This is a genomic window from Streptomyces sp. NPDC006314 (genome assembly GCF_040613075.1).
Lineage (GTDB): Bacteria > Actinomycetota > Actinomycetes > Streptomycetales > Streptomycetaceae > Streptomyces.
In genome coordinates, this window is sequence record NZ_JBEXRL010000005.1 from 107,153 (window position 1) to 130,470 (window position 23,318).

The window sequence follows — 23,318 nt, forward strand, 5'->3', positions numbered from 1 at the left end:
ACCATGGCGCCCGGTGGGAACCGCGGCTGGCTGCTCCGCCTCGTCATTCGCCTTCGGCTTCGCGCAGGGGCGGTGTCCTCGGCCCGGCCCGCCGTCTCCTACCGGGCGCTCGCGCTGGGCGCCGACGAGCGGGCGGCCGGCGTCCTCGCGGGCGTGTCCGCCCTGCTCCCGCTCTTCGCCGCCGTGCCGCTCGGCCACCGCACCGACCACGGCCGCTGTGCACCGCTGCTGCCCGCGGGCGTGGTCGTCATCTCCGGTGGCTGCGCCCTCGGCGGACTCGCGACTCCCCCCGGGTGATGGCCCTGTGGAGCGGAGTATGGGACTCGGCCGCCTCTGCTTCGTGATCGGCGCCCAGTCCCTGGTGGCCCGCCGGTCCGCCCCGCACGAACAGGACCGCCACTTCGGGCACTTCACCGTCGGCGCCTCCCTCGGTCAGCTCGTCGGCCCGATCGCCGCGGGCGCCCTGGTCGACGGCCCCGACATGGCCGGCAGCAGCGCCCTCGCCCTCGTCGTGGCGGGCGCGGCGGCCGCCCGCACCTCGCTGTGGAGCATCGAGGACCGTGCGGCCGTCAACTCCCGCCCACGGCAGGGCGAGCGGGTGCCGGCCGGCGGGATCCCGCGCGCACGGGGCGTGCCCGCGGGCATGCTCATCAGCCTGTCCGTGTTGTCCGCCACCGACATCCCCACCGCCTATCTCCCGGTCGTCGGCGAGCACCGGGGCATCCCGCCCTGGGTGGTCGGAACCCCGCTCAGCCTGCCGGCTCGTCCTCACCCCGCTGCTCCCACTGCTGGGCCGGCCGGCACTGCTCACCGTGACCTGCTTCCCGGCGGCCGTGCGGTGCGCCGGGGTCGCGGTGCCGGTGCCGGTGTGGATGCTGGGTCTGATGCTCACCGTCCTCGGCCTCTGCCTCGGCGCCGGGCAGCCGCTGTCGATGACGACGGTCGTCCAGGCCGCCCCGGCGGACACCCGTTCGACCGCGCTCGCACTGCGCCTGACCGGCAACCGGCTCGGCCAGGTCGCCGCCCCGGCCACCGCGGGTCTGGTCGCGGGCCTGGCGGGTGTGGCCGCGCCGGTCGTGCTGGTCGGCGCGCTGCTGCTGTCGTCGGGGGTGGCGCTGCGCTCCCCGGGGTGGCCTGCGAGTGCTCCGGGACGGGCGGCGCGGGAGGGACCCAAGCGCTCGGGCTGCGCCGCACGGGCGATATCTGACGACGCGCCGGGTGTCGATGCCGCGGGCTGCGCGGCTCATGAAGGAGAGTCCAGGCGAAAGAGCGATTTGTATGAAAATCGTCTGACTTCGGAGGATTGCGCATGCCCACCCTGACACCCCCACGTGCCGTCGGTTCCCGCGCGGGCGCCACAGTCGTCCTCACCGCCCTCGCCGCGGCGGGCGCGTCATGGGTAGCGGCGCCGAACGCGGCTGCCCAGGGCGAGAACGGCGACATCAGGATCCACCGCGCCGAGGCCTTTCCCGCCTTGGGCGGCAAGGACGACCCGCTGGTCTGCAGGTTCTACCTCGACGCGGTCAACTTCGACATCCTCACCAGCATCGGGTACACCATCACGCCGCAGCCCCCGCTGCCCAGCGCGGCCACCGTCACCGGCACCATCCAGCTCGCCGGGGGCGCCGGCCACACCGACCCGCTGGGGCTGGCGGACGGACAGTACAAGATCACCTGGGTCGCGGGGGGTGCCACCAAGGAGAAGATCTTCCGGGTCAACTGCCGCGACGGCCGGCAGGACGGCCGGTACGACGGCCGGCAGGACGGCCGGTACGACGGCCGGCAGGACGGCCGGTACGACGGCCGGCAGGACGGCCAGCACGACGGCCGGCAGGACGGGGCGCATGGTCCGGGCGGACAGATCGAGGACCACCAGCAGGACAACGGGGCCTGGGGCCACAACGACCACGACGGCCCGAAGGGCGGTGTGCACGCGGGCGGCGGTGGTCTCGTCGACACGGCGGCCGCCTACTCGCCGGTGACCGCCGCGGCGGCGGTGGGCCTGGTCGCGGTCTGCGGTGCCGTGTACTTCCGGCTGATCCGCCGGCGGCCCCATGGTGCCGCGTAGGCGCAGACGCAGGCCCTGGTACCGGACCCGTGCCTACCGCCTCACCAGGACGGCCCTGCTCGTGGTCGTCCTGGTGACGGTGGGGACGCGGTGCGGCGGACGCGGCACGCCGACCGTGCCCGGCCGGCCGGGTGGCCCGGGCGCCGAGGCGGCCGCCGACCCGCACTCCGCCCGTGCGGACGGACGCGGTCCGAGCCTGGGGGAGCCCGGCGCGGCTCCCGCCCCGCCCCCGCCCCGCCCGCTGCCCCGGTCCCGGCCCACGTCCTTCCGTATTCCCTCGCTGGGGGTCGACGCCCCGATCACGGGTATCCGGCTCGACCGCGGCCAGCAGTTGGAGACCCCGCCCGTCGACAAGCCGAAGCTGGTCGGCTGGTACCAGGGCGGTCCCACACCGGGCGAGTCCGGCACCGCGGTCGCCGTCGGTCACCGCGACACCACGACCGGCCGTGCGGTGTTCGCCGCGCTCCCCCAGATCAAGCCCGGCAAACCCATCGAGGTCAAGCGGGCGGACGGCCGTACCGCCGTCTACACCGTGGACCGGTTGCAGGTCTTCGACAAGGCGGGCTTCCCCGACAAGGAGGTCTACGGCCCGACCCGGCGCCCGGAACTCCGCGTGATCACCTGCGGTGGTCTCTTCAGCCGGCGGACCGGCTACACCAGCAACGTGGTGGTCTTCGCCCACCTGACCGCGACGAAGTGACCGGGCGGTGCGGGCCCCCCCGCACCGCCCGTCCCACCCGGCCCGCCCTCCCAGGCGGCGTCGTCCGCTTCGCCCCGGGGGCGGCTGCCGGGCGACCTGGTCGTGCGCACCGCCCCGGACGTCCGGCTGCACCGCGATGTGCGGGTCCCGCTCCTCGTGGCCTGGCCCGCCTGTTCGTCTTCGACCGGCGTGGCGACCGCATCTGCCCGTCTTCCGGCCGGCTGCCCGACCTGGACGAGTGAGCACCCGCCGGGGCGGCGATGATGTCCCGGTGCGCCTGGCGCCCACGGCTGCCTGACGCCCGGCTATCTCTGATGGCCAAAGGTATGTCTGGCGCGCGAAAACTAACACCGCTAGTTTGTGTTGGACGACGCAGCCCCGCCGGGAGGAAAGCAGCATGAAGGCACACGACGGCCTGTACATCGACGGCGCCTGGCGCCCCGCCGGGAGCAGGGACGAGACCGAGGTGGTGAACCCGGCCGACGAGCAGGTCATCGCCCGGGTCCCGGCGGGCGGCGCCCTGGACGTCGACACCGCCGTACGCGCCGCGCGCGCCGCCCTTCCCGCCTGGTCCGCCACACTTCCGGCCGAACGCGCCGCGCGCCTCACCGCTCTCCGGGACGTCCTCGTGGCCCGCAAGGACGAGATCGCCGAGACGGTCACCGCCGAACTCGGTTCCCCGCTCGCGTTCTCCCAGGCCGTGCACGCGGCCGTGCCGATCGCGGTCGCGGGCTCCTACGCCGAGCTGGCCGCCACCCACTCCTTCGAGGAGAAGGTCGGCAACTCCACCATCCTGCACGAGCCGATCGGCGTGGTCGGCGCGATCACTCCCTGGAACTACCCCCTCCACCAGATCGTCGCCAAGGTCGCCCCGGCACTCGCCGCGGGCTGCACCGTCGTCCTCAAGCCGGCCGAGGACACCCCGCTCACCGCCCAGCTGTTCGCCGAGGCGGTGCACGAGGCGAACGTACCGGCGGGCGTGTTCAACCTGGTCACCGGCCTCGGCCCGGTCGCCGGGCAAGCCCTGGCCGAGCACCCGGGCGTGGATCTGGTCTCCTTCACCGGTTCCACGGCGGTCGGCCGGCGGATCGGCGCGGTGGCCGGTGCCGCCGTCAAGAAGGTGGCCCTCGAACTCGGCGGCAAGTCCGCCAACGTCATCCTGCCGAGCGCCGACCTCGCCAGGGCGGTGGGTGTCGGCGTCGCCAACGTGATGTCCAACTCCGGCCAGACGTGCAGCGCCTGGACCCGCATGCTGGTCCACCGCGACCAGTACGACGAGGCGGTGGAACTGGCCGCCGCGGCCGCCGCCAAGTACGGCGACCGCATCGGTCCGGTCGTCAACGCCAAGCAGCAGGCACGGGTGCGCGGTTACATCGAGAAGGGCATCGCCGAGGGCGCACGCCTGGTCGCAGGCGGCCCCGAATCCCCCCGCGGCCAGGGCTACTTCATCAGCCCGACCGTCTTCGCCGACGTCACCCCGGAGATGACCATCGCCCAGGAGGAGATCTTCGGCCCGGTCCTCTCCCTCCTGCGCTACGAGGACGAGGAGGACGCCCTGCGCATCGCCAACGGCACGGTGTACGGCCTCGCCGGTGCGGTCTGGGCCGGTGACGAGGCCGAGGCGGTCGCCTTCGCCCGCCGCATGGACACCGGCCAGGTCGACATCAACGGCGGCCGGTTCAACCCTCTCGCGCCCTTCGGCGGCTACAAGCAGTCCGGCGTCGGCCGGGAACTCGGCACGCACGGACTCGCCGAGTACCTCCAGACCAAGTCCCTCCAGTTCTAAGGAAGTCCGTCAGTCATGGCCGTACGAGCCGCCGTCCTGCCCGCCATCGGCGCCCCCCTGGAGATCACCGGCATCGAGCTGCCCGAGCCGGGCCCCGGGCAGGTCCGTATCCGCCTCGCCGCCGCCGGCGTCTGCCACTCCGACCTGTCGCTGTCCGACGGCACCATGCGGGTTCCCGTACCGGCCGTCCTCGGTCACGAGGGCGCCGGTACGGTCGTCGCCGTGGGGGAGGGCGTCACCCACATCTCACCCGGCGCCCCGGTCGTCCTCAACTGGGCGCCCTCCTGTGGAAGCTGCCACGCCTGCACGCTCGGCGAGGTCTGGCTGTGCGCCAACGCCCTGGGCGGCGCCGCCGACGTCTACGCCCGCACCACCGACGGCACCGAACTGCACCCCGGTCTCAACGTCGCCGCGTTCGCCGAGGAGACGGTGGTCTCCGCCTCCTGCGTGCTGCCCCTCCCGGAGGGCATCCCGCTCACCGACGCGGCCCTCCTCGGCTGTGCCGTCCTCACCGGCTACGGGGCGGTCCACAACTCCGCGAAGGTGCAGGCCGGTGAGACGGTCGCCGTGTTCGGCGCCGGCGGAGTCGGCCTCGCCACCCTCCAGGCGGCGCGGATCGCGGGCGCCTCCCGGATCATCGCCGTCGACGTCTCGCCCGAGAAGCAGGAACTGGCCCGCGCGGCCGGCGCCACCGACTACGTCCTCGCCTCCGAGGGCACCCCCCGCGAGATCCGCGCCCTCACCGGCAAACAGGGCGTCGACGTCTCGATCGAGTGCGTGGGCCGGGCCGTGACCATCCGTGCGGCCTGGGAGTCCACCCGCCGGGGCGGCCGTACGACGGTGGTCGGCATCGGCGGCAAGGACGAGCAGGTCACCTTCAACGCCCTGGAGATCTTCCACTGGGGCCGCACCCTGTCCGGCTGCGTCTACGGCAACACCGACCCGGCCCGCGACCTGCCGGTGCTGGCCGAGCACGTCCGTGGGGGACGCCTGGACCTGTCCGCGCTGGTCACCGAGCGGATCGCCCTGGAGGGCATCCCGGCCGCCTTCGACAACATGCTCGCGGGCAGGGGCGGCCGGGCACTCGTCGTCTTCTGACGCTCAGGGCACCTTCTCGGGTCGCGGCTCCACAGCCGCGACCCGGGCCGTGCGTGCGCCGCGCGCCCGGGACCGCGACACCGCCACACCCGCGAGACACAGCGCCCCGCCCACCAGCGTGAGCGCTCCGGGCACCTCGCCGAGCACCAGCCATGACATCAGCACCACCAGCGCGGGCACGGCGTACGTCGTCGCCGCCATCCGGCCGGCGGTGGTGCGGGTGAGGGCGTAGGCCCAGGTGGTGAAGGCGACGGCGGTCGGAAAGACGCCCAGGTAGACCATGTTCAGGGTGGCCGGCACGGGCGCGTGGGCGGCCTCGCGCACCAGCTGCCCGGTGAACGGCAGGCAGGCCACGGCACCGACCAGACACCCGAACGTCGTCACCTGCAACGTGCTCGCCTGCCCCAGGGCGGGCTTCTGAGCGACGACCCCGGAGGCGTAGGCGACGGCCGCGAGCAGACACAGCACCACGCCGAGCAGGGAGGACCCGCCTCCGCCCGACATCGACAGTCCCACGGTCACCGCGCCGGCGAAGGACACGGCCATGCCCGCCAGCAGCCTCGGCGGCATCGGATCACCGAGCAGCCGGGCGCCCAGCAGGGCGATCAGCAGCGGGCCGACGTTCACGACCAGCGCCGCCGTGCCCGCGTTCACCTGCTGCTCACCCCAGTTGAGAACGACCATGTAGAACCCGAACCACAGCAGCCCCGAGAGCAGGATGCCGCGCCAGGCGGCCCTGGGGGGCATTCCTTCACGGCGTATGGCCCAGATGACTCCCAGAGCGAGCAGACCCGACGCGAGCCGGCCGAGGGCCAGCGCCCCGGGGGAGTAGGCCTGCCCCGCACTCCGGATCGACACGAAGGCGGAGGCCCACAGGAGCACGGTGACGGCGGCGGCAGCGGTGGCGAGTGCGTGAGGTCGGTTCCGAGTGGCGTTCATCATGTCCTTCGAGGTAGGCGGCGTTCGGGCGCGGGCCGGCGGAAATCGGCCGCGGCGCGCGGGGCTGCGGCCGCGGTGGGATGCGAGTGCGGTGACGGCAGCGACCCACGGGCTGCGGGGAACCGCGCGACCGGCCGCCGACGGACCCGCACCCCGCACCCGACCGCCGTACCCTCCCCCGTGGCCGAAGTTCAGCGCAGAGCACTGGGCGGGATGCCCAGCAACGACGACAGCGTCCGCTCCCCCGACGGGGTCACCTTCACCGCACGCCGCGAGCCGATGCGAACGCACCACCCCGCCTCCAGCGCATGCCGGCACAACGCCGCCCCCGCCGCACCCGCGAGGTGAGCGCGCCGCTCCGTCCAGTCGAGGCACGCGCGGGCCAGTGGACGCCGACTCGAGAGGTCCAGGGAGATACCCGCCGTGCCGAACCACTCAAGCCCCGCGTCCGTCAGCGCGAACCCGGTGTCCTGCCGCAGCAGCCCCCGCTCGGTCAGCGCGTCCGTGACCGCGATGCCCAGCCGCCCGGCGAGATGGTCGTAACAGGTACGGCCCCGGGCCATCGCGGCCTCGGTGCTCGACTCCCGCAGGGTACGAGGAGCGTGCCGTACAGCCGCCGCGGGCACCCCCGCCGCGAGATCCTCGACGAGCTGTGCCACGCGCGCGTCGGCCAGCCGGACGTACCGGTGTCTCCCCTGGCGCTCCTGTGTGAGCAGGCCGCCCGCGACCAGCTTGCCGAGGTGCTCGCTCAGCGTGGACGCGGCGACCCCGGCGTGCCGGGCCAGCTCCCCGGCGGTCCAGGCCCGCCCGTCGAGCAGTGCCAGCAGACACGCGGCCCGGGTCTCGTCCGCGACCAGCGCGGCGAGGGAGGCGAGTCCGGCGGCCCGGGCGTCCTTGATGCTCATGCACCCAGCATGCGCCATCGACACTTCGGTGACGGCCGAAGCGTCGACGCGGCCTCACGCACTCTGCCGCACCTGCTCGTACTGCTGCGCCAGCCCGTCCAGCAGCGCCGAAAGGCCGGTCTCGAAGGCCCGTTCGTCGATCTTCCCTTGCTGCTCGGCGAGCAGATGGGCCTGGCCGAGGTGGGGGTAGTCGGCGGGGTCGTAGGCACTCGCGTCGTCCACGAAGCCCCCGGCGAACGAACCGAGGGCGGAGCCCATGATGAAGTAGCGCATCAGCGCGCCGATGGAGGTCGCCTGCGGCGGCGGCCAGCCCGCGCCGACCATCGCGCCGTACACCGCGTCGGCCAGCCGCAGCGCGGCGGGGCGGCGACCGGGGCCGCGGGCCAGGACGGGGACGATGTTCGGATGGTCGCGCAGCGCGGCCCGGTAGGAGACGGCCCAGTCGTGCAGCGCGGTCCGCCAGTCCCGGCCGTCCTCGAACATCGACAGGTCCACCAGCCCGCTCACCGAGTCCGCGACCGCCTCCAGGATCTCGTCCTTGGTGCGGAAGTGGTTGTAGAGGGAGGGCCCGCTCACCCCCAGCTCGGCGGCGAGCCGGCGGGTGGAGACGGCCGCCAGACCCTCTCGGTCCACGAGGTCCCGGGCCGTCTCGACGATCCGGTCGGTGCTGAGGAGGGGCTTGCGCGGTCGGGCCATGGCGCACATAGTAGGGCTGCGCCTGGAAACTAGCAGTGCTAATTTAAAGGTACGGCTTTCAAGATTTATCTGTGTGGGGTGATCTCGTGGTGAACCTGGGGCTCAGCGACGAGCAGGCGGCCGTACGGCAGCTCGCCCGGGACTTCGTGGAGCGCGAGATCGCCCCGCACGTGGTCGCCTGGGACCGCGCCGAGGAGGTCGGCCGGGGCATCGTCAAGAAGCTCGGCGAGGTCGGCTTCCTCGGTCTGACCGTCGACGAGGAGTACGGCGGCTCCGGCGGCGACCACCTCGCATACTGCCTGGTCACCGAGGAGCTGGGGCGCGGTGACTCCTCGGTCCGCGGGATCGTCTCCGTGTCCCTGGGGCTGGTCGCCAAGTCGATCGCCGCCTGGGGGAGCGAGGAGCAGAAGCGGCACTGGCTGCCGGGGCTGACCGCCGGCGAGTACGTCGGCTGCTTCGGCCTCACGGAGCCGGGCACCGGCTCCGACGCGGGCAACCTCACCACCCGGGCCGTGCGCGACGGCGACGACTACGTCATCAGCGGCACGAAGATGTTCATCACGAACGGGACCTGGGCCGACGTCGTCCTGCTCTTCGCCCGCTCCACCGAGGCCCCCGGCCACAAGGGTGTCTCCGCCTTCCTCGTGCCCACCGACACCCCCGGCCTGACCCGCCGCACCATCCATGGCAAGCTGGGCCTGCGCGGCCAGGCCACCGCCGAACTGGTCCTGGAGGGCGTCCGCGTCCCCGCCTCGGCGATGCTGGGCGAGGAGGGCAAGGGCTTCTCCGTCGCGATGTCCGCGCTCGCCAAGGGGCGCATGTCGGTGGCCGCCGGATGCGTCGGCATCGCCCAGGCCGCGCTGGACGCGGCCGTCGAGTACGCCGGTGAGCGCGAGCAGTTCGGCAAGCCGATCGCCCATCACCAGCTGGTGCAGGAGCTGATCAGCGACATCGCCGTCGACGTCGACGCGGCCCGGCTGCTGACCTGGCGGGTCGCCGACCTCATCGACCGCGGCCGGCCGTTCGCCGTCGAGTCGTCCAAGGCCAAGCTCTTCGCCTCCGAGGCCGCCGTCCGCGCCGCCAACAACGCCCTCCAGGTCTTCGGTGGCTACGGCTACATCGACGAGTACCCGGCCGGCAAACTCCTGCGCGACGCCCGCGTGATGACCCTGTACGAGGGCACCAGCCAGATCCAGAAACTGCTCATCGGGCGTGCCCTGACCGGGGTTTCGGCGTTCTGAGTATCCCCTGAGTATCCCGGCGGATGTGGCAGGGGCCGCGTCCGCCGATCCTGGACGGCATGAGCGAGACATCGGGCAAGCCCCAGAACACGGCGGCCTTCTACGGCCAGGCCGTCGCCTCTTTCTCCGTCGCCATGGCCGCGACGGCCATCGGCATCTTCAAGCTCCACGCCGACGCCTGGGTCCGGTCCTTCCTGGGCATCGCCGTCCTGTACCTGGTCACGTCGGCCTTCACCCTGGCGAAGGTGATCAGGGACCGGCAGGAGGCGGCGCGGCCCGCGTACCACCCGTTCGAGAAGCTCTGAGCCCGGACGCACCTCGATGAGCGGCCACGCTAAGCGCCCGCTCACCGTCGGCGGTATGGTGGTGGTCCTGTCACGAGAGGGGCCAACAAGCGATGAGTACGGCGGAGGAGACGACCGGCGGCGAAGTGGAGCCGTGGGAAGAGGTCACCCCTGACGCGGCCCGGCGGCTCCTCGTCGCCGCCGTGGAGGCCTTCGCCGAGCGCGGCTACCACGCGACGACGACCCGCGACATCGCGGGTCGCGCCGGCATGAGCCCGGCCGCGCTCTACATCCACTACAAGACCAAGGAAGAGCTGCTCCACCGGATCAGCCGGATCGGCCACGACAAGGCCCTCGGGATCCTGCGCACGGCGGCCCGCCGCGAGGGCAGCGCCAAGGAGCGGCTGGCCGACGCCGTCAGCTCCTTCGTCCGCTGGCACGCGGGGCGGCGCACCACCGCCCGGGTGGTGCAGTACGAACTCGACGCCCTCGGCCCCGAGGCCCGCGCCGAGATCGTCGCGCTGCGCCATCAGGTGGACGCCGAGGTGCGCGGGATCGTCGAGGACGGCGTGGCCGCGGGCGAGTTCGACGTGCTGGACGTCCAGGGCACCACGCTCGCCGTACTGTCGCTGTGCATCGACGTGGCCCGCTGGTTCAACGTGGACGGCCCGCGCACCCCCGAGGAGGTCGGCGCGCTCTACGCCGACCTGGTGCTCCGGATGGTGGGCGCCAAGTAGGACGCCCCGGCGTTCAGAGGTAGTACCGGGCGACCGACTCCGCGACGCACACCGGCTTGTCGCCGCCCTCGCGCTCCACGGTGAAGGCGACCGTGACCTGGACACCGCCGGTGACGTCCTCGACGCCGGTGATCTTCGCGGTGGCGCGCACCCGGGAGCCGACCGGGACGGGGGCGGGGAAGCGCACCTTGTTCGTGCCGTAGTTGACGCCCATCTTCACGCCCTCGACCTTGATCAGCTGCGGCCCGAAGAGCGGGATCAGCGACAGGGTGAGGTAGCCGTGCGCGATGGTGGTCTTGAACGGGCCCGCGGCGGCTTTCTCCGGGTCCACGTGGATCCACTGGTGGTCCCCGGTGGCCTCGGCGAACAGATCGATCCGCTTCTGGTCGACCTCCAGCCAGTCGGTGTGACCCAGCTGCTCACCCACGGCCGCCTTCAGCTCGTCGGGGGAGGTGAAGGTCCTCGGTTCTGCCATGTTCCCAGCCTCTCGCTCGCATCTCTAAGCGACTGCTTAGCATGCTCGGGTCGGGGGGCGATGTCAACGGATGGCGGGACCTGCTGGGTGGGTAATCTCTGAGGAGTGCCCCAGATTCCCGTGAAGATCCACGAGCTGACCGTCGGCCAGTTGTCCGCGCGCAGCGGCGCCGCCGTCTCCGCCCTCCACTTCTACGAGTCCAAGGGCCTGATCAGCAGCCGCCGCACGCCCGGCAACCAGCGCCGCTACAGCCGTGACACCCTGCGCCGGGTCGCCTTCATCCGAGCGGCCCAGCGGGTCGGCATTCCGCTGGCCACGATCCGCGAGGCCCTGGCCGGGCTTCCCGAGGAACGCACGCCGACCCGTGAGGACTGGGCGCGGCTGTCGGAGAGGTGGCGCTCGGAGCTGGATGAGCGCATCAAGCACCTCAACCGCCTGCGCGACCACCTGACCGACTGCATCGGGTGCGGCTGCCTGTCCATGGAGAACTGCGTGCTGTCCAACCCGGACGATGTGTTCGGCGAGCGGCTGACGGGGTCGAGGCTGCTGGCGGAGGGCGGCTGACCGCTGCGCGGCTACGACCGTGGCGGGTCCGGTCTGTCGCGAGCTGCTCCCCGCGCCCCTGTGAACTGCGGCCCCGTCGGCCGCCCAGACGCCGTGACTGCGGGCGGTCGTGCCGCTCGGGCGGCACGGGTGGGCGCAGCGGCACCCATGCCGGCGCCGGTGCGCGCCCCCCCGCCCGGCCGCAGCCGGCCCTGCCTCACTCGTACTCGGTGCCGCCCTTGCGCGTCAGGTAGGCCGGGCTCACCGCCTTGGCGATGGCCCGGCCCCCGGTCACCGCGCTGTACCGCTCCACGGCGGGCCGTATCACCACGCCCTCCCGCAGGTGCAGCCCCCGCCCGGACACCGTCTCCCGCCCGCTCGCGAACTGAAGTACCCGCGCGATGTCGTACGGCCCCGCGTACAGCCGAGGCACCACCGGCAGCTCCCCCTCCAGCAGCGCCGCCGCGTCCAGCCAGCGCACCGCGCCGTCCACCTCCGCCGAGACGTCGAACGCCGCGTACCCCAGCGTGTGCCGCCGCCCGTCGGCCCCGTTGGTCAGGTCCTGCACACCGGCCCCGTACACCTCCCCGAAGATGCCGATCCGCCGCGCGCCCAGCCGCTCGCAGAGCCTCGCCGCCACCTCGGCGACACCGTGCCCCCGCACGGCCCGCCAGTACAGGTTCCGCGGGTCCTCCTTCAGTGCCAGGGACCTGGCGCCGAAACCCTTGGAGGACACGTACACCCTCCCCCGAGCTCCCGACTTCGCTCGAACCGGGCCCATCTCACCGGCGACATACGTCAGCAGGCATGCCGAACCGTGGAGCTTCTCCGTCAGGACGACCGGCTCGCCCGGCGTGAAGATGTCCGGGTACCGCTGGACGTTCTCGATGTCGGCCCAGGGCAGCAGATCCGGCGCCGACTCCACCTCCCCGCCCATCGTCGGCGGGATCGGCGGCACCCACTTGGTGATGCCCAGCAGCTCCGCGAAGTCGCTCCCCTCGGCCGCCGCCCGCGCCAGGTCGACGTCCGCCAGCGCCTTCGGCCGGCACACGATGCCCTGCGACAGCTCACCGCGCAGCCGTACCGCCTTGACCCGGTTGGCGTCACCGCCCGTTAGCCGCCCGGTCAGCCCCAGCTCCTCGATCAGCCCGGGCGGGAGCACGGCCTGCTCGGGGATGTACACGGCGGCCTCTCCGGTGCGGTAGACGCCCTTGGCGACGACGGCCCGGTACAGGCCCACCTGGGCCAACTCGAGCGCGTCGGCGTTCGGATGCTCGTGGACGGTCAGCACTTCGGCGGTGACGCGCAGCGTCGACATCGGTGACTCCTCGGTGGATGGGCGGATCGATGCCCGTCAGGCGTGTTTCATCACCGTCAACTGTCCGTACGGGAAAGCGGTGGAGCGACCGGATTCGGGTCTGCTAACGTCGCGATCTTCGGCCGGCGGCGACGTCGTGCACGGAGTCACGACGGGATGGACTCTCATGTCCTCAACCGCCCTTGACGCCGCCCTGGCGGACATCGACACGGTCTTCAACGGATTTGCGAGCCCGCAGGAGACCGGCTGCGGCTACTGTCACGCCCCCGAGGAGACCGCGTATCTGCGCACGCCGCATGTGCGCGTCCCCACGGACGTCGTGCAGTACTACCTCTTCGAGGTGCCCGACCACTTCGACGACCACGCGGCCGCGATGCGCCGCCTGCTTCCGCAGGCCGCACGGGCGATGGCGGAGGGCACCCTGGGGGCGATCGGTTATGGGGCCCACGGATTGTCACGGGTGGACTGGCGTTCCTGGCCCGCCGAGCAGGCCGCCGCGATCGACGCCTTCCTGCGCGCCTGGTGGCGGGACGTCCTGTCGACACCCGACCCGCCGTACAGTGTGGACGAGGTCTTCGACACCTGCGTCACCATCGCCAGGAGCGTGGCCCCCTTCCTGGACGACTGGGTCCGTGGCCCGGTCGCCGACGCCCATCTCGTGCACTGCGCCGACGTCTGGCTCTACGACCTGCTGTCCGACTCCTCCCCCTTCTCCTGGTGGTACGACGACAGCGAGGAGGCGGGCGTCACGGAGTTGCGTACCTGGCTGTCGGGTCCCGGTGCCGTCCGCCTGCACGCCCTGGGCGAGCGCGACCTCGCCATCCGTTCCGCACTCCTCGTCCTGCCCTACGGCGACCGCTGGGAGCACCCCTACTGGGACACCGCCTCCGCCACCAACTGAGCGTTGGACCTTGCCGGTCGGCCGTCCGGCAGCAGCAGCGTGTCCTCCAGGCCGATGCGTGTGGCAAAGCCCAGCCGGACGGCCAGCCGCAGCACCGGCCAGGTGCCGCCCTCCTCGCCGTGCAGCAGGATCGGGCGGCCGGCCGCCGTGCCCAGTCCGTCCAGCAGCGCCCTCGCCGAGGCCGCGGCGGTGGCCGGGTCCGGGTCGGTCACCTCGGCCAGCACCCGCAGCACCCTCGGCCCGAGAGGTGAGGCCGCGAACCGGGCCGCGCCGTCGGTGCCCGACCAGATGCCCGCCTCGACGCCCACGCCTGTCTCGAGCAGGCGTTCGGCGATCTCCTCGGCGCCCGGCTCATGCCAGTTGACCGAGGCGAAGTCGGGCCGCACCGGCCAGTCGCGCACCAGGGCGAGCCGGGCCGCCGGATCGGGCTCTGTCCAGGCACCGGTGGTCACCCCGACCGGGACCCGCACCTGCGCGCGTATCGCCTCCAGCGTCGGTGCGAGCACGCGCGGAGAGAGACTGTCCTGACCGCACGGAGTCTTCGGGTGGACATGGACGGACGTGGCCCCGGCCGCGACGGCTTCGGCCGCGGACCGTGCCAGATCCTCGGGGGACATCGGTACTGCGGCGCCGTCGGCTGCCGAGCGGCGCCCGTTGAGACACACCTGCATCATGCTCCGATGGTGCCGGACGCCACCGACAACGGCTGCGAGCCGGGAGCCGGGCCGCAGCCGGGGGTGCGGCATCCCCTGCACACCCCCCGGTGAACTCCCCTCTCTCAGGCCGACATCAGCAGTCGTTCCCGCCGGGCGTACTCCAGTGCCCGGTGGGTGAGCACGGGCCGCGGCACGAGGATCCCGCAGTCCGTGCAGACCGGGCCGGACGACGGCTCGTGGTCCAGGCCGTACCGCCAGACCAGGCGTTCTCCGTCGCACACCGGGCAGGAGGAGCCCGGTGACCGCTCCAGGGCGGCGATCAGCCGGCGCAGCACCTCGGCCAGTGGCCCGTCCGGGTGGACCCGCGGGTCGTCGCACCAGGCGACCCCGAAGCCGCCCCAGGTCAGCCGGTGCCAGTCGTCCACCGTGCCCGGCCGGCGCAGCCCGTCGTGCTTCTCCTTCTTCCGCCGCTCGGTGAACTCCGACTCGTACGCGAGCCAGACCGAACGGGCCTCCTCCAGTTCCTCCAGTGCGGCCACGAGCCGCGCGGGTTCGGGGGAGCGGTCCTCGGGGCCGAACCCCGCCCGGGAGCACAGATGGTCCCATGTCGCCCGATGTCCGTAAGGGGCGAATTTCTCAAGGCACTTGCGCAGCGAGTACCGCCGCAGTGCCAGATCACAGCGCGGATCTCGTACTTGTCTCGCCAGACTCCGGAAACCTGCCATCGCCTTGCACCTCCGTCACACCTGCACCTGTACTTCGGTCACTTCGGCGTCGTCGCACGGACGTCGTCGAATAGACGTATCGACAGGCGAATCGGCTCCATCTCTTCTCGGGCCTCTGCTCGGGTACTTGAGAAAGTGACGCGTGTTCATCTTTGAACCTGCGGATACCGGCGGTAACGTTCGCCCACCCCTGTCGCTAGGAGCTGCCATGCCACGGCGAACCCCACGTATCGCACTTGACGGAGTGAGAACGTCCCGCCGCCTCTTCGGGTTCCTGAAGACGGCGTCGGTATGCGTCCTGATCGCCGGTCTTCTCTCACCGCTCACCCAGACCGCGGCGGCGGCCGGCGCGACCGCCTCCGACGACTACTGCGGCGGCCAGTGCTCGGACATCCTGCCGCCCGGCGAGAACGGCAACGCCACACTCGCGCAGATCCTGCTCAACCAGGCCTTCGGCACCCAGCCCGCGCACGCCGAGGACCAGCTCGGCCCGTACGCCAACCTCGCCACCGGCTACCCGGGCCTCACCGACGCGACGATCAACACCTTCTTCAACGACGCCTCGTTCGGCGTCCCGTCCGACCAGGTCGCCTCCACCGAGAAGCCGGCCGGCCGCGGCGACGTCACGATCGTCCGTGACAAGAAGACCGGTGTGCCGCACATCACGGGCACCACCCGGTACGGCACCGAGTTCGGCGCGGGGTACGCGGCGGCCGAGGACCGGCTGTGGCTGATGGACGTCTTCCGGCACGTGGGCCGCGGCCGGCTGACCTCCTTCGCCGGCGGCGCGCCCGCCAACCAGGGCCTGGAGCAGCAGTTCTACCGCAACGCGCCCTACACCGAGGCCGACCTCCAGGCGCAGATCGACAGCGCCGTCGCGAAGAACGGCGCCCGCGGTCGGCAGGCCCTCGCCGACGTCAACGCCTACCTCGCCGGCGTCAACGCCTACATCGACGCCTCCGACAGCGGCCGTTACTTCCCCGGCGAGTACGTCCTCACCGGTCACAAGGACTCCATCACCAACGCCGGCACGATAGAGCACTTCAAGGTCACCGACCTCGTGGCGCTGGCCTCCGTGATCGGCTCGCTGTTCGGCTCCGGCGGTGGCGGCGAGGTCAGCAACGCCCTGTCCCTGATGGCCGCCCAGGCCAAGTACGGCGTCGAGGAGGGCACCAGGGTCTGGGAGTCCTTCCGCGAGCGCAACGACCCCGAGGCCGTCCTCACCGTCCACGACGGCGAGAGCTTCCCCTACGGTGCCAGGCCCGCCGACGCCCAGGGCGAGGCCCTGCCCGACGCCGGCTCGGTCACGCAGGAACCACTCGTCCACGACCGCACGGGCAGCGCGGGGAGCGCGGCCGCCAAGAGCATGTCCGGCTCGGCCGCCAGGACGGCTCTCAGCTCCGCCAGGCGCGGCATGTCCAACGCCCTGGTGGTGAGCGGGAAGTACACCGCGAGCGGCCACCCCATCGCCGTCTTCGGGCCGCAAACCGGCTACTTCGCCCCGCAGCTGCTCATGCTCCAGGAGATCCAGGGCCCCGGCATCAGCGCCCGCGGCGCCTCCTTCGCGGGTTTGAGCATGTACGTCGAACTCGGCCGCGGCCAGGACTACTCCTGGAGCGCGACCACCTCCGGCCAGGACATCATCGACACCTACGCCGTCGAGCTGTGCCAGGACGACTACCACTACCTGTACCACGGCACCTGCACCGCCATGGACAAGGTCGAGCAGAAGAACGCCTGGAAGCCGACCGTGGCCGACGGCACGGCGGCAGGGTCGTACACCATGCGCGCGTGGCGCACGAAGTACGGGCCGGTGGAGTACCGCGCGACCGTCGGCGGCAAGAAGGTCGCCTACACCACCCTGCGCTCCTCGTACCTGCACGAGGCCGACTCGATCATCGGCTTCCAGATGCTGAACGACCCGGACTACATCAAGGGCCCCCAGGACTTCCGGAACGCGGCGCAGCACATCAACTACACCTTCAACTGGTTCTACGCCGACTCCCAGCACACCGCCTACCACAACAGCGGTGACAACCCCGTCCGGGCGAGCGGTGTCGACGCCGAGTTCCCGGTGTGGGCGCAGCAGGCGTACGAGTGGCGGAACTGGGACCCGGCCTCCAACACGGCCGACTACACCCCGGCCGCCGCCCACCCCCACTCCGTCGACCAGGACTACTACGTCTCCTGGAACAACAAGCAGGCCAAGGACTACACGACCGCCTCCTGGGGCGACGGCTCCGTGCACCGCGGCAATCTGCTGGACGACCGGGTGAAGAAGCTGGTCGCGGCCGGCGGGGTGACCCGCGCGAAGCTGGTGAAGGCCATGGCCGACGCGGCCGTCGCCGATCTGCGCGCGGAGGACGTGCTGCCCAAGCTGCTCAAGGTGATCGACTCGTCCCCGGTGACCGACTCCACGGCCGCCGCGGCGGTGAGCAGGCTCCAGGCGTGGGTGACCGCGGGCGCCAAGCGCACGGAGACGTCTGCCGGTTCGAGGACGTACGCGAACGCCGACGCGATCCGCATTCTGGACGCCTGGTGGCCGCTGCTGGTCAGGGCGGAGTTCGAGCCCGGCCTCGGCAGCGATCTGTACAGCGCCTTCACCGCCAGCCTGCCGATCGACGAAGTCCCGTCCGCCGGGCACGGCCCGACCGGCTCGCACGCCGGAAGCTCCTTCCAGTACGGCTGGTGGAGCTATGTCGACAAGGACATCCGGGCGGTGCTCGGGGAGCCCGTGCAGGGCGGGCCGGCGCGGCAGTACTGCGGTGGCGGCAGTCTCACCGCCTGCCGGGACATCCTGATCAGCACCCTGAAGCAGGCGGCCGGCCTGACCGCCGCCCAGGTCTATCCGGGCGACGACCAGTGCTCGGCGGGCGACCAGTGGTGCGCCGACTCGATCGCCCAGCGCACCCTGGGCGGCATCAAGCACGGCAGGATCGGCTGGCAGAACCGGCCGACCTTCCAGCAGGTCGTGGAGTACACCTCGCATCGCTGAGGCGACGCGGGCGGCGGGTCAGGCGATACGGCCCGCCGCCAGCACCACCCGCAGCAGTTCGGGATGCACGATGTCGCTGTGCGCCCCGGCCGGCGGACCCCCTCGCCTGACGACGGCCGCCGCGTCCACGTTCACGCACCCCGACTCCGGCAGCGCTCCGCTCAGGGCCGCCGCGAGGTCCAGCCGGGCGGTGCCCGGCACCGCCTGCACCCCGTCATGGCCCAGGGCGCCCCACTCCGGACCGAGTACGGCCGCGATCTCGCCCCCCACGCAGGACCGGTCGTCCCCGCACAGCCGGGAGGCGAGCGGGTAGAGAGTGCCGAGTGCCGAGTCGAAGCGCGAGTGGCAGCACACCAGCGGGCCGTCGATCCGCCGCTGCAGGTCCTTGAGCACCCCGGCCCGGCCCGGCTCGTGCGGCAGCCGGGCGGCGAACGCGTAGTGCGAGAAAGCGCCTTGCAGGAGTGTCACCGACTTCACCGCCCTCACCCCGGCGGGCAGCCCGCGCAGCGCGAACGCCACCAGCCGCCCGCCGAAGCTGTGCCCGACCAGATGCACCCGCACCCCCGGCGCCGCGTCGGCCAGCCGCCCCACCAGCGGCCCGAGCCCGCGCTCGCCGACCGTCCCGGCCCGCCGTTTCATCGTGTAGTACGTCGCCTGCCTGAGCAGCTCCTTGGCGCCGTCCCACGGGTTCGGGACGCTGAACCGTGCCGTCGATCCAGCCGAGTGGAGCGCGGCCAGCGCCTCGGCGAACTCCTCGCAGGCGGTCGCCGGGTCCTGCGCGAACACGGCCGGTTCGCCCTCCTCCTCCGTGTCGGCCGCACCGAGCCGCCGCTCCCCGTCCACCAGCAGCCGTACCAGCCGCCCGAACTCCGTCAGTCCCGCGGTCCCGTCCGGCCGTTCGTCCAGCAGCCGGGCCAGTCGGCCGACCACGGTCGTCCGGCTCGGAAAGGCCACCAGCAGCGCGCGCCGGGTGTCCTTGTCCAGCGCAGGGCGCGGTGCCGCCTCCGCCTCCGCGGCCGCCACGGACCTGGGGAAGTCCGGGATCGGCTCGTCGCTGAACCGCATCGACGGCCAGATGACGCCCACGTACCCGAGCCGGGCCCTGGGGACGAGCTTGGGGCCCGGTGCGAAGAAACGGCGGTACAGCGCGGTCGCACCCGAGCGGTCGTTGTTCCAGCCGTGCGCGAAGACGATCAGGTCACGGACGCCATGATCCGTGACCTGCGCCACCAGCCGGTCGCGTTCGGGTCCGTCCACGTCCCCGTCCGCGTCGAAGGTCAGCTCCCAGTAGGGAGTCACGCTCATGCCAGGATCCGCCATGCCAGGCTCCCTCGTCCCCCTGAAACGATGTGTCGCGGACGCATCGTCCTGCTGGGGGGCAAGATTGGCCATACACCGCGCCTCACCTGTAGAGGAGATATTCCTTTCGAATCCGCTGAAACGCCGACAGCTCCTCCTGCCAGGCGCCGGTCACCTCCTCGGTGCCGGCGCCCGCGTCGATCATCGTGCGTACCCGGGTGGAGCCGGTGAGCTTGTCGATCCAGTTGTCCGACCGCCAGGCGAAGCCGTCCCAGACCTTCCTCGCGGTCACCAGCAGCGCGATCCCGGTGCGCACGGGGTCGTAGGCCGCCCGGTCGAGGACGTGGATCTGCACCCCGCCGACGGTCCTGCCCTGGAACTTGGAGAAGGTGGGCGCGAAGTACGCCTCCCGGAACCGGACGCCCGGCAGCCCGAGGTCGCCCATGGCGGCGGCCCAGCGTCCGTCGATGCCCTCCGCGCCGAGGAGTTCGAAGGGTCTGGTCGTGCCCCGCCCCTCCGAGAGGTTGGTGCCCTCGAACATGCAGGTGCCGGAGTACACCAACGCCGTGTCCGGGGTCGGCATGTTCGGGCTGGGCGGCACCCAGGGCAGTCCGGAGGCGTCGTAGAAGTGGGTGCGCTTCCAGCCCGTCATCAGGACGGTCTCCAGCGGCACGGGCGTGCTCAGGAACTCCCCGTTGAACAGCCGGGCCAGCTCCGCGACCGTCATGCCGTGCGCCTGCGCGATGGGCTGCCGGCCGACGAAGGTGGCGAACTCCCGGTGCAGGACCGGCCCCTGGGCCGAGCGGCCGGTCACCGGGTTGGGCCGGTCGAGGACGACGAACCTCTTGCCCGCGAGCTGGGCCGCCTCCATGCAGTCGTAGAGCGTCCAGATGTACGTGTAGAAGCGGGCGCCCACGTCCTGGATGTCGAAGACGATCGTGTCGACGCCGGAGCGGGTGAACACGTCGGCCAGCGGGCGGCCGCTCTTGAGGTACGTGTCGTAGACCGGCAGGCCGGTCGCCGGGTCGTCGTAGCGGCCCTCGGAACCGCCTGCCTGGGCCGTGCCGCGGAAGCCGTGCTCCGGGCCGAAGACGGCGGTCAGTTTCACCCGGGGGTCGGCGTGCATGACGTCGACGATGTGGCGTGCGTCCCGGGTGATGCCGGTGGGGTTGGTGACGATGCCGGCCTTTCGGCCGGAGAGGAGGGCGTAGCCGTCGGCTGACAGGCGCTCGAAGCCGGTGTGCGGGCGATGGCCGGCCGCGGCGGCGACCGGCGCCGAAGACACGGCTGCCATCGTGGCCGATGCGAGCAGGCTCCGTCTGGACAGGCGCATGGGTGACCTCCGAGCGGGTGGAAGGACAGGCCGAGTGGGGCTGGTCGCGCAGTTCCCCGTGCCCCTTAGGTTGGTGCGGTTGCCCTTCCCTCACACATACCGACTGGTTAGTCTGACCCGGCGGAGCCGACGCGCGCCGCGCGAGAGCCGTGTCGAAGGAGACCGATGGTGGAAGCCGTGCAGGATGCGGGAGTGGTCGTCACCGGAGCGGGCGGTGGGATCGGGGCCGCGCTGGCCCGCAGGTTCGCCGCCGAGGGAGCCCGGGTGGTCGTCAACGACCTGGACGCCGCGAAGGCCAAGGCGGTGGCCGGGGAGATCGGCGGGATCGCCGTGCCGGGCGACGCCTCCGCGATCACCCGCGACGCCCGCGACGCGCTCGGCGGGACCGTGGACGTCTACTGCGCCAACGCCGGCGTCGCCTTCGAGGACGCGAGTGCCGGTGAGCCCCTCGACGAGAAGTCCTGGGCGCTGTCCTGGGACGTCAATGTCATGGCGCACGTCCGCGCGGCCCACGCGCTGCTGCCGGACTGGCTGGAGCGCGGTCGTGGACGGTTCGTCTCCACCGTCTCGGCCGCGGGGCTGCTCACCATGATCGGTGCCCCCTCGTACAGTGTCACCAAGCACGGCGCGCTGGCCTTCGCGGAGTGGCTGTCGCTGACCTACCACCACCGGGGTGTGAAAGTGCATGCCATCTGCCCCCAGGGCGTCCGTACCGACATGCTGGCCGCCACCGGCAGCGCGGGCGACCTGGTGCTCCAGCCGAACGCGATCGAGCCCGAAGCCGTCGCGGACGCCCTGTTCCGGGGCATCGAGGAGGACCGCTTCCTGATCCTGCCGCACCCCGAGGTCGCCGAGTATTACCAGGCGCGGGCCACCACCCCCGACCGCTGGCTGGCCGGTATGAACCACATCCAGCAGAAGTGGGAGGCCGCCCGGTGACCACCTCCCGGTACGCGGCCCGGCCCTGGCTGGCCCTCCTCGACGAGGCCCGGCGCGGACCGGTCGACCCCGCCGACTCGCTCGTGCACGCCCTGCGCCGTGCCGTCGCCGAGGCGCCCGACCGGACCTTCCTCACCTACTTCGACGCCCGGCTGAGCTACCGCGAGGTGGACGAGCTGAGCGACTCCGTCGCCGCCCACCTCGCCGTGCGCGGACTGGAGCGCGGCGACCGGGTCGCCGTGCTGCTGCAGAACTCCCCGCACTTCGTCCTGGCGCTCCTCGGCGCCTGGAAGGCGGGCGCGACCGTCGTCCCGGTCAACCCCATGTACAAGTCGGCCGAGGTGGCGCACGTCCTGCGGGACGGCGAGGTGGCGGCGCTGATCTGCTCCGACCGGGCCTGGCAGGCGTATCTCAGGGACACGGCCGCCGACTCGCCGGTGCGGATCGTGCTGACCGGCTGCGAACTCGACTTCCAGACGCGCGACGACCCGCGCGTGCTGACCTTCGAGCGGCTGCCCCAGGCTCCCGACGCCGACGACCTCGTGGCCGTCGCCCGGCAGGGCGGCAAGGCGCCCGAGGGCCGCGACCCGCGCCCCGGCGACATCGCGCTGATCGGCTACACCTCGGGCACCAGCGGCACCCCCAAGGGCGCCACCAACACGCACGGCAACATCATGCACAACGCGGAGCGGCAGCGCACCGGGCTCGGCCTGCCCGAGGCACCCGTCTACTACGCGCTCGCACCCCTGTTCCACATCACCGGCATGGTCTGCCAGTTCGGTGCCTGCCTGAACAGCGCGGGCACCCTGGTGCTCACCTACCGCTTCGAGCCCGGGGTCGTCCTGGAGGCGTTCGCCGAGCACCACCCGCACTACACGGTCGGCCCGTCCACCGCCTACATGGCGCTCGCGGCCCACCCGGACGTCACCCGCGAGCACTTCGCCTCCTTCGTGAACATCTCCTCGGGTGGCGCCCCCGTGCCCCCGGCCCTGGTGGAGCGGTTCCGGGAGCGCTTCGGGCCGTACATCCGGGTCGGCTACGGCCTCACCGAGTGCACCGCCCCGTGCGCCTCCGTCCCGCCCGGTCTGGAGGCGCCCGTGGACCCCGTCTCCGGGACACTGTCCGTGGGCCTGCCGGGTGTGGACACGCTCGTGCGGATCGTGGACGAACAGGGCGAGGAGGTGCCGTTCGGCGAGCAGGGCGAGATCGTCGTCCGCGGGCCCCAGGTGGTCCCCGGCTACTGGCGCCGTCCCGAGGCCACCGCCGAGACCTTCCCGGACGGGGAGCTGCGCACCGGCGACATCGGCTTCATGGACGAGCAGGGCTGGCTGTACGTCGTCGACCGCAAGAAGGACATGATCAACGCGTCCGGCTTCAAGGTATGGCCGCGCGAGGTGGAGGACGTCCTGTACACCCACCCGGCGGTGCGTGAGGCGGCCGTCGTCGGTGTCCCCGACGGCTACCGTGGGGAGACCGTCAAGGCCTACATCAGCCTGCGTCCCGGCGACGAGACGGCCCCGGATGACCTGGCGGCGTACTGCAAGGAGAGACTGGCCGCCTACAAATACCCGCGCCAGGTGGAGATCCTGCCCGACCTGCCCAAGACGGCGAGTGGGAAGATCCTCCGTCGGGAACTGCGTTCCCACGCGGACGACAACAGCGACGCCGGTCAGTAGGCGA

The 23,318-nt window shown here is 72.2% G+C and carries 21 protein-coding genes and 2 pseudogenes; 14 read left to right on the forward strand and 9 right to left on the reverse strand.

Annotation, left to right across the window (positions count from 1 at the left end; all coding sequences use genetic code 11):
* Positions 1-3: 3 nt before the first annotated feature.
* From ABZ079_RS10830 to ABZ079_RS10855, 6 genes and pseudogenes are all read left to right on the forward strand, one after another.
* A pseudogene (locus ABZ079_RS10830) lies at positions 4-1,322 on the forward strand (MFS transporter).
* The gene (locus tag ABZ079_RS10835; RefSeq protein WP_356939089.1) at positions 1,310-2,068 is read left to right on the forward strand and encodes a hypothetical protein; all 759 of its coding nucleotides are present in this window, start codon (positions 1,310-1,312) and stop codon (positions 2,066-2,068) included. The pseudogene ABZ079_RS10830 and the gene ABZ079_RS10835 overlap by 13 nt, the downstream one beginning before the upstream one ends.
* The gene (locus ABZ079_RS10840) at positions 2,055-2,768 is read left to right on the forward strand and encodes a class F sortase (protein WP_356939090.1); all 714 of its coding nucleotides are present in this window, start codon (positions 2,055-2,057) and stop codon (positions 2,766-2,768) included. The genes ABZ079_RS10835 and ABZ079_RS10840 overlap by 14 nt, the downstream gene beginning before the upstream one ends.
* 66 nt (positions 2,769-2,834) lie before the next feature.
* Positions 2,835-3,010: pseudogene (locus ABZ079_RS10845) on the forward strand (sugar ABC transporter ATP-binding protein); the annotation flags it as partial.
* 155 nt (positions 3,011-3,165) lie between these two features.
* On the forward strand, positions 3,166-4,554 hold the full coding sequence (locus ABZ079_RS10850) for an aldehyde dehydrogenase family protein (RefSeq protein ID WP_356939091.1): 1,389 nt from the start codon (positions 3,166-3,168) through the stop codon (positions 4,552-4,554).
* A 15-nt stretch (positions 4,555-4,569) separates the two neighbouring features.
* Positions 4,570-5,652, forward strand: coding sequence for a Zn-dependent alcohol dehydrogenase (locus ABZ079_RS10855; RefSeq protein ID WP_356939092.1), 1,083 nt, complete (start codon positions 4,570-4,572; stop codon positions 5,650-5,652).
* Positions 5,653-5,655: 3 nt separating this feature from the next.
* Here the strand turns inward: ABZ079_RS10855 and ABZ079_RS10860 are convergent, their stop codons facing one another.
* The 3 genes from ABZ079_RS10860 to ABZ079_RS10870 form a co-directional block, all read right to left on the reverse strand.
* On the reverse strand, positions 5,656-6,594 hold the full coding sequence (locus ABZ079_RS10860) for a DMT family transporter (protein ID WP_356939093.1): 939 nt from the start codon (positions 6,592-6,594) through the stop codon (positions 5,656-5,658).
* 188 nt (positions 6,595-6,782) lie between these two features.
* A complete protein-coding gene (locus tag ABZ079_RS10865; RefSeq protein WP_356939094.1) occupies positions 6,783-7,496 on the reverse strand; it encodes a winged helix-turn-helix domain-containing protein in 714 nt (237 codons plus the stop codon).
* A 54-nt stretch (positions 7,497-7,550) separates the two neighbouring features.
* Entirely contained in the window at positions 7,551-8,192 is a 642-nt protein-coding gene (locus tag ABZ079_RS10870) for a TetR/AcrR family transcriptional regulator (RefSeq protein ID WP_356939095.1), read from the reverse strand.
* Positions 8,193-8,281: 89 nt separating this feature from the next.
* Here ABZ079_RS10870 and ABZ079_RS10875 point away from each other — a divergent pair, with 89 nt between their 5' ends.
* From ABZ079_RS10875 to ABZ079_RS10885, 3 genes are all read left to right on the forward strand, one after another.
* A complete protein-coding gene (locus tag ABZ079_RS10875) occupies positions 8,282-9,433 on the forward strand; it encodes an acyl-CoA dehydrogenase family protein (RefSeq protein ID WP_356939404.1) in 1,152 nt (383 codons plus the stop codon).
* A 59-nt stretch (positions 9,434-9,492) separates the two neighbouring features.
* A complete protein-coding gene (locus ABZ079_RS10880) occupies positions 9,493-9,738 on the forward strand; it encodes a YiaA/YiaB family inner membrane protein (protein WP_356939096.1) in 246 nt (81 codons plus the stop codon).
* 92 nt (positions 9,739-9,830) lie between these two features.
* Positions 9,831-10,454 (forward strand): TetR/AcrR family transcriptional regulator, encoded by a 624-nt coding sequence (locus ABZ079_RS10885; RefSeq protein WP_356939097.1) that lies wholly within the window; start codon positions 9,831-9,833, stop codon positions 10,452-10,454.
* Positions 10,455-10,467: 13 nt separating this feature from the next.
* Here ABZ079_RS10885 and ABZ079_RS10890 read toward each other — a convergent pair whose 3' ends face one another.
* The gene (locus ABZ079_RS10890; RefSeq protein ID WP_356939098.1) at positions 10,468-10,929 is read right to left on the reverse strand and encodes a MaoC family dehydratase; all 462 of its coding nucleotides are present in this window, start codon (positions 10,927-10,929) and stop codon (positions 10,468-10,470) included.
* Between the two features lie 105 nt (positions 10,930-11,034).
* On the opposite strand from ABZ079_RS10890, the gene soxR reads away from it, so the two are divergent.
* Positions 11,035-11,493 (forward strand): redox-sensitive transcriptional activator SoxR, encoded by a 459-nt coding sequence (gene soxR / locus ABZ079_RS10895; RefSeq protein WP_356939099.1) that lies wholly within the window; start codon positions 11,035-11,037, stop codon positions 11,491-11,493.
* Between the two features lie 196 nt (positions 11,494-11,689).
* Here the strand turns inward: soxR and ABZ079_RS10900 are convergent, their stop codons facing one another.
* Positions 11,690-12,790, reverse strand: a complete 1,101-nt coding sequence (locus tag ABZ079_RS10900; RefSeq protein WP_356939100.1) for an RNA ligase (ATP) — start codon at positions 12,788-12,790, stop codon at positions 11,690-11,692.
* 166 nt (positions 12,791-12,956) lie between these two features.
* Here ABZ079_RS10900 and ABZ079_RS10905 point away from each other — a divergent pair, with 166 nt between their 5' ends.
* Complete coding sequence (locus tag ABZ079_RS10905; protein ID WP_356939101.1) at positions 12,957-13,691, forward strand: hypothetical protein; 735 nt, start codon at positions 12,957-12,959, stop codon at positions 13,689-13,691.
* On the opposite strand, the gene ABZ079_RS10910 is transcribed toward ABZ079_RS10905, so the two are convergent.
* Both ABZ079_RS10910 and ABZ079_RS10915 read right to left on the reverse strand, forming a co-directional pair.
* Positions 13,661-14,365, reverse strand: a complete 705-nt coding sequence (locus ABZ079_RS10910) for a 3-keto-5-aminohexanoate cleavage protein (protein ID WP_356939102.1) — start codon at positions 14,363-14,365, stop codon at positions 13,661-13,663. The two genes, ABZ079_RS10905 and ABZ079_RS10910, sit on opposite strands and share 31 nt — an antisense overlap.
* Positions 14,366-14,469: 104 nt before the next feature.
* A complete protein-coding gene (locus tag ABZ079_RS10915) occupies positions 14,470-15,072 on the reverse strand; it encodes a hypothetical protein (protein ID WP_356939103.1) in 603 nt (200 codons plus the stop codon).
* 208 nt (positions 15,073-15,280) lie between these two features.
* On the opposite strand from ABZ079_RS10915, the gene ABZ079_RS10920 reads away from it, so the two are divergent.
* Entirely contained in the window at positions 15,281-18,067 is a 2,787-nt protein-coding gene (locus ABZ079_RS10920; RefSeq protein ID WP_356939104.1) for a penicillin acylase family protein, read from the forward strand.
* A gap of 18 nt (positions 18,068-18,085) precedes the next feature.
* On the opposite strand, the gene ABZ079_RS10925 is transcribed toward ABZ079_RS10920, so the two are convergent.
* Positions 18,086-19,387 (reverse strand): serine-threonine protein kinase, encoded by a 1,302-nt coding sequence (locus ABZ079_RS10925; RefSeq protein ID WP_356939105.1) that lies wholly within the window; start codon positions 19,385-19,387, stop codon positions 18,086-18,088.
* A gap of 82 nt (positions 19,388-19,469) precedes the next feature.
* Entirely contained in the window at positions 19,470-20,699 is a 1,230-nt protein-coding gene (locus ABZ079_RS10930; RefSeq protein WP_356939106.1) for a DUF1343 domain-containing protein, read from the reverse strand.
* A 165-nt stretch (positions 20,700-20,864) separates the two neighbouring features.
* On the opposite strand from ABZ079_RS10930, the gene ABZ079_RS10935 reads away from it, so the two are divergent.
* On the forward strand, positions 20,865-21,638 hold the full coding sequence (locus ABZ079_RS10935) for an SDR family NAD(P)-dependent oxidoreductase (RefSeq protein ID WP_356939107.1): 774 nt from the start codon (positions 20,865-20,867) through the stop codon (positions 21,636-21,638).
* Complete coding sequence (locus ABZ079_RS10940) at positions 21,635-23,314, forward strand: AMP-binding protein (protein ID WP_356939108.1); 1,680 nt, start codon at positions 21,635-21,637, stop codon at positions 23,312-23,314. Before ABZ079_RS10935 ends, ABZ079_RS10940 begins: the two co-directional genes overlap by 4 nt.
* Positions 23,315-23,318 lie beyond the last annotated feature (4 nt).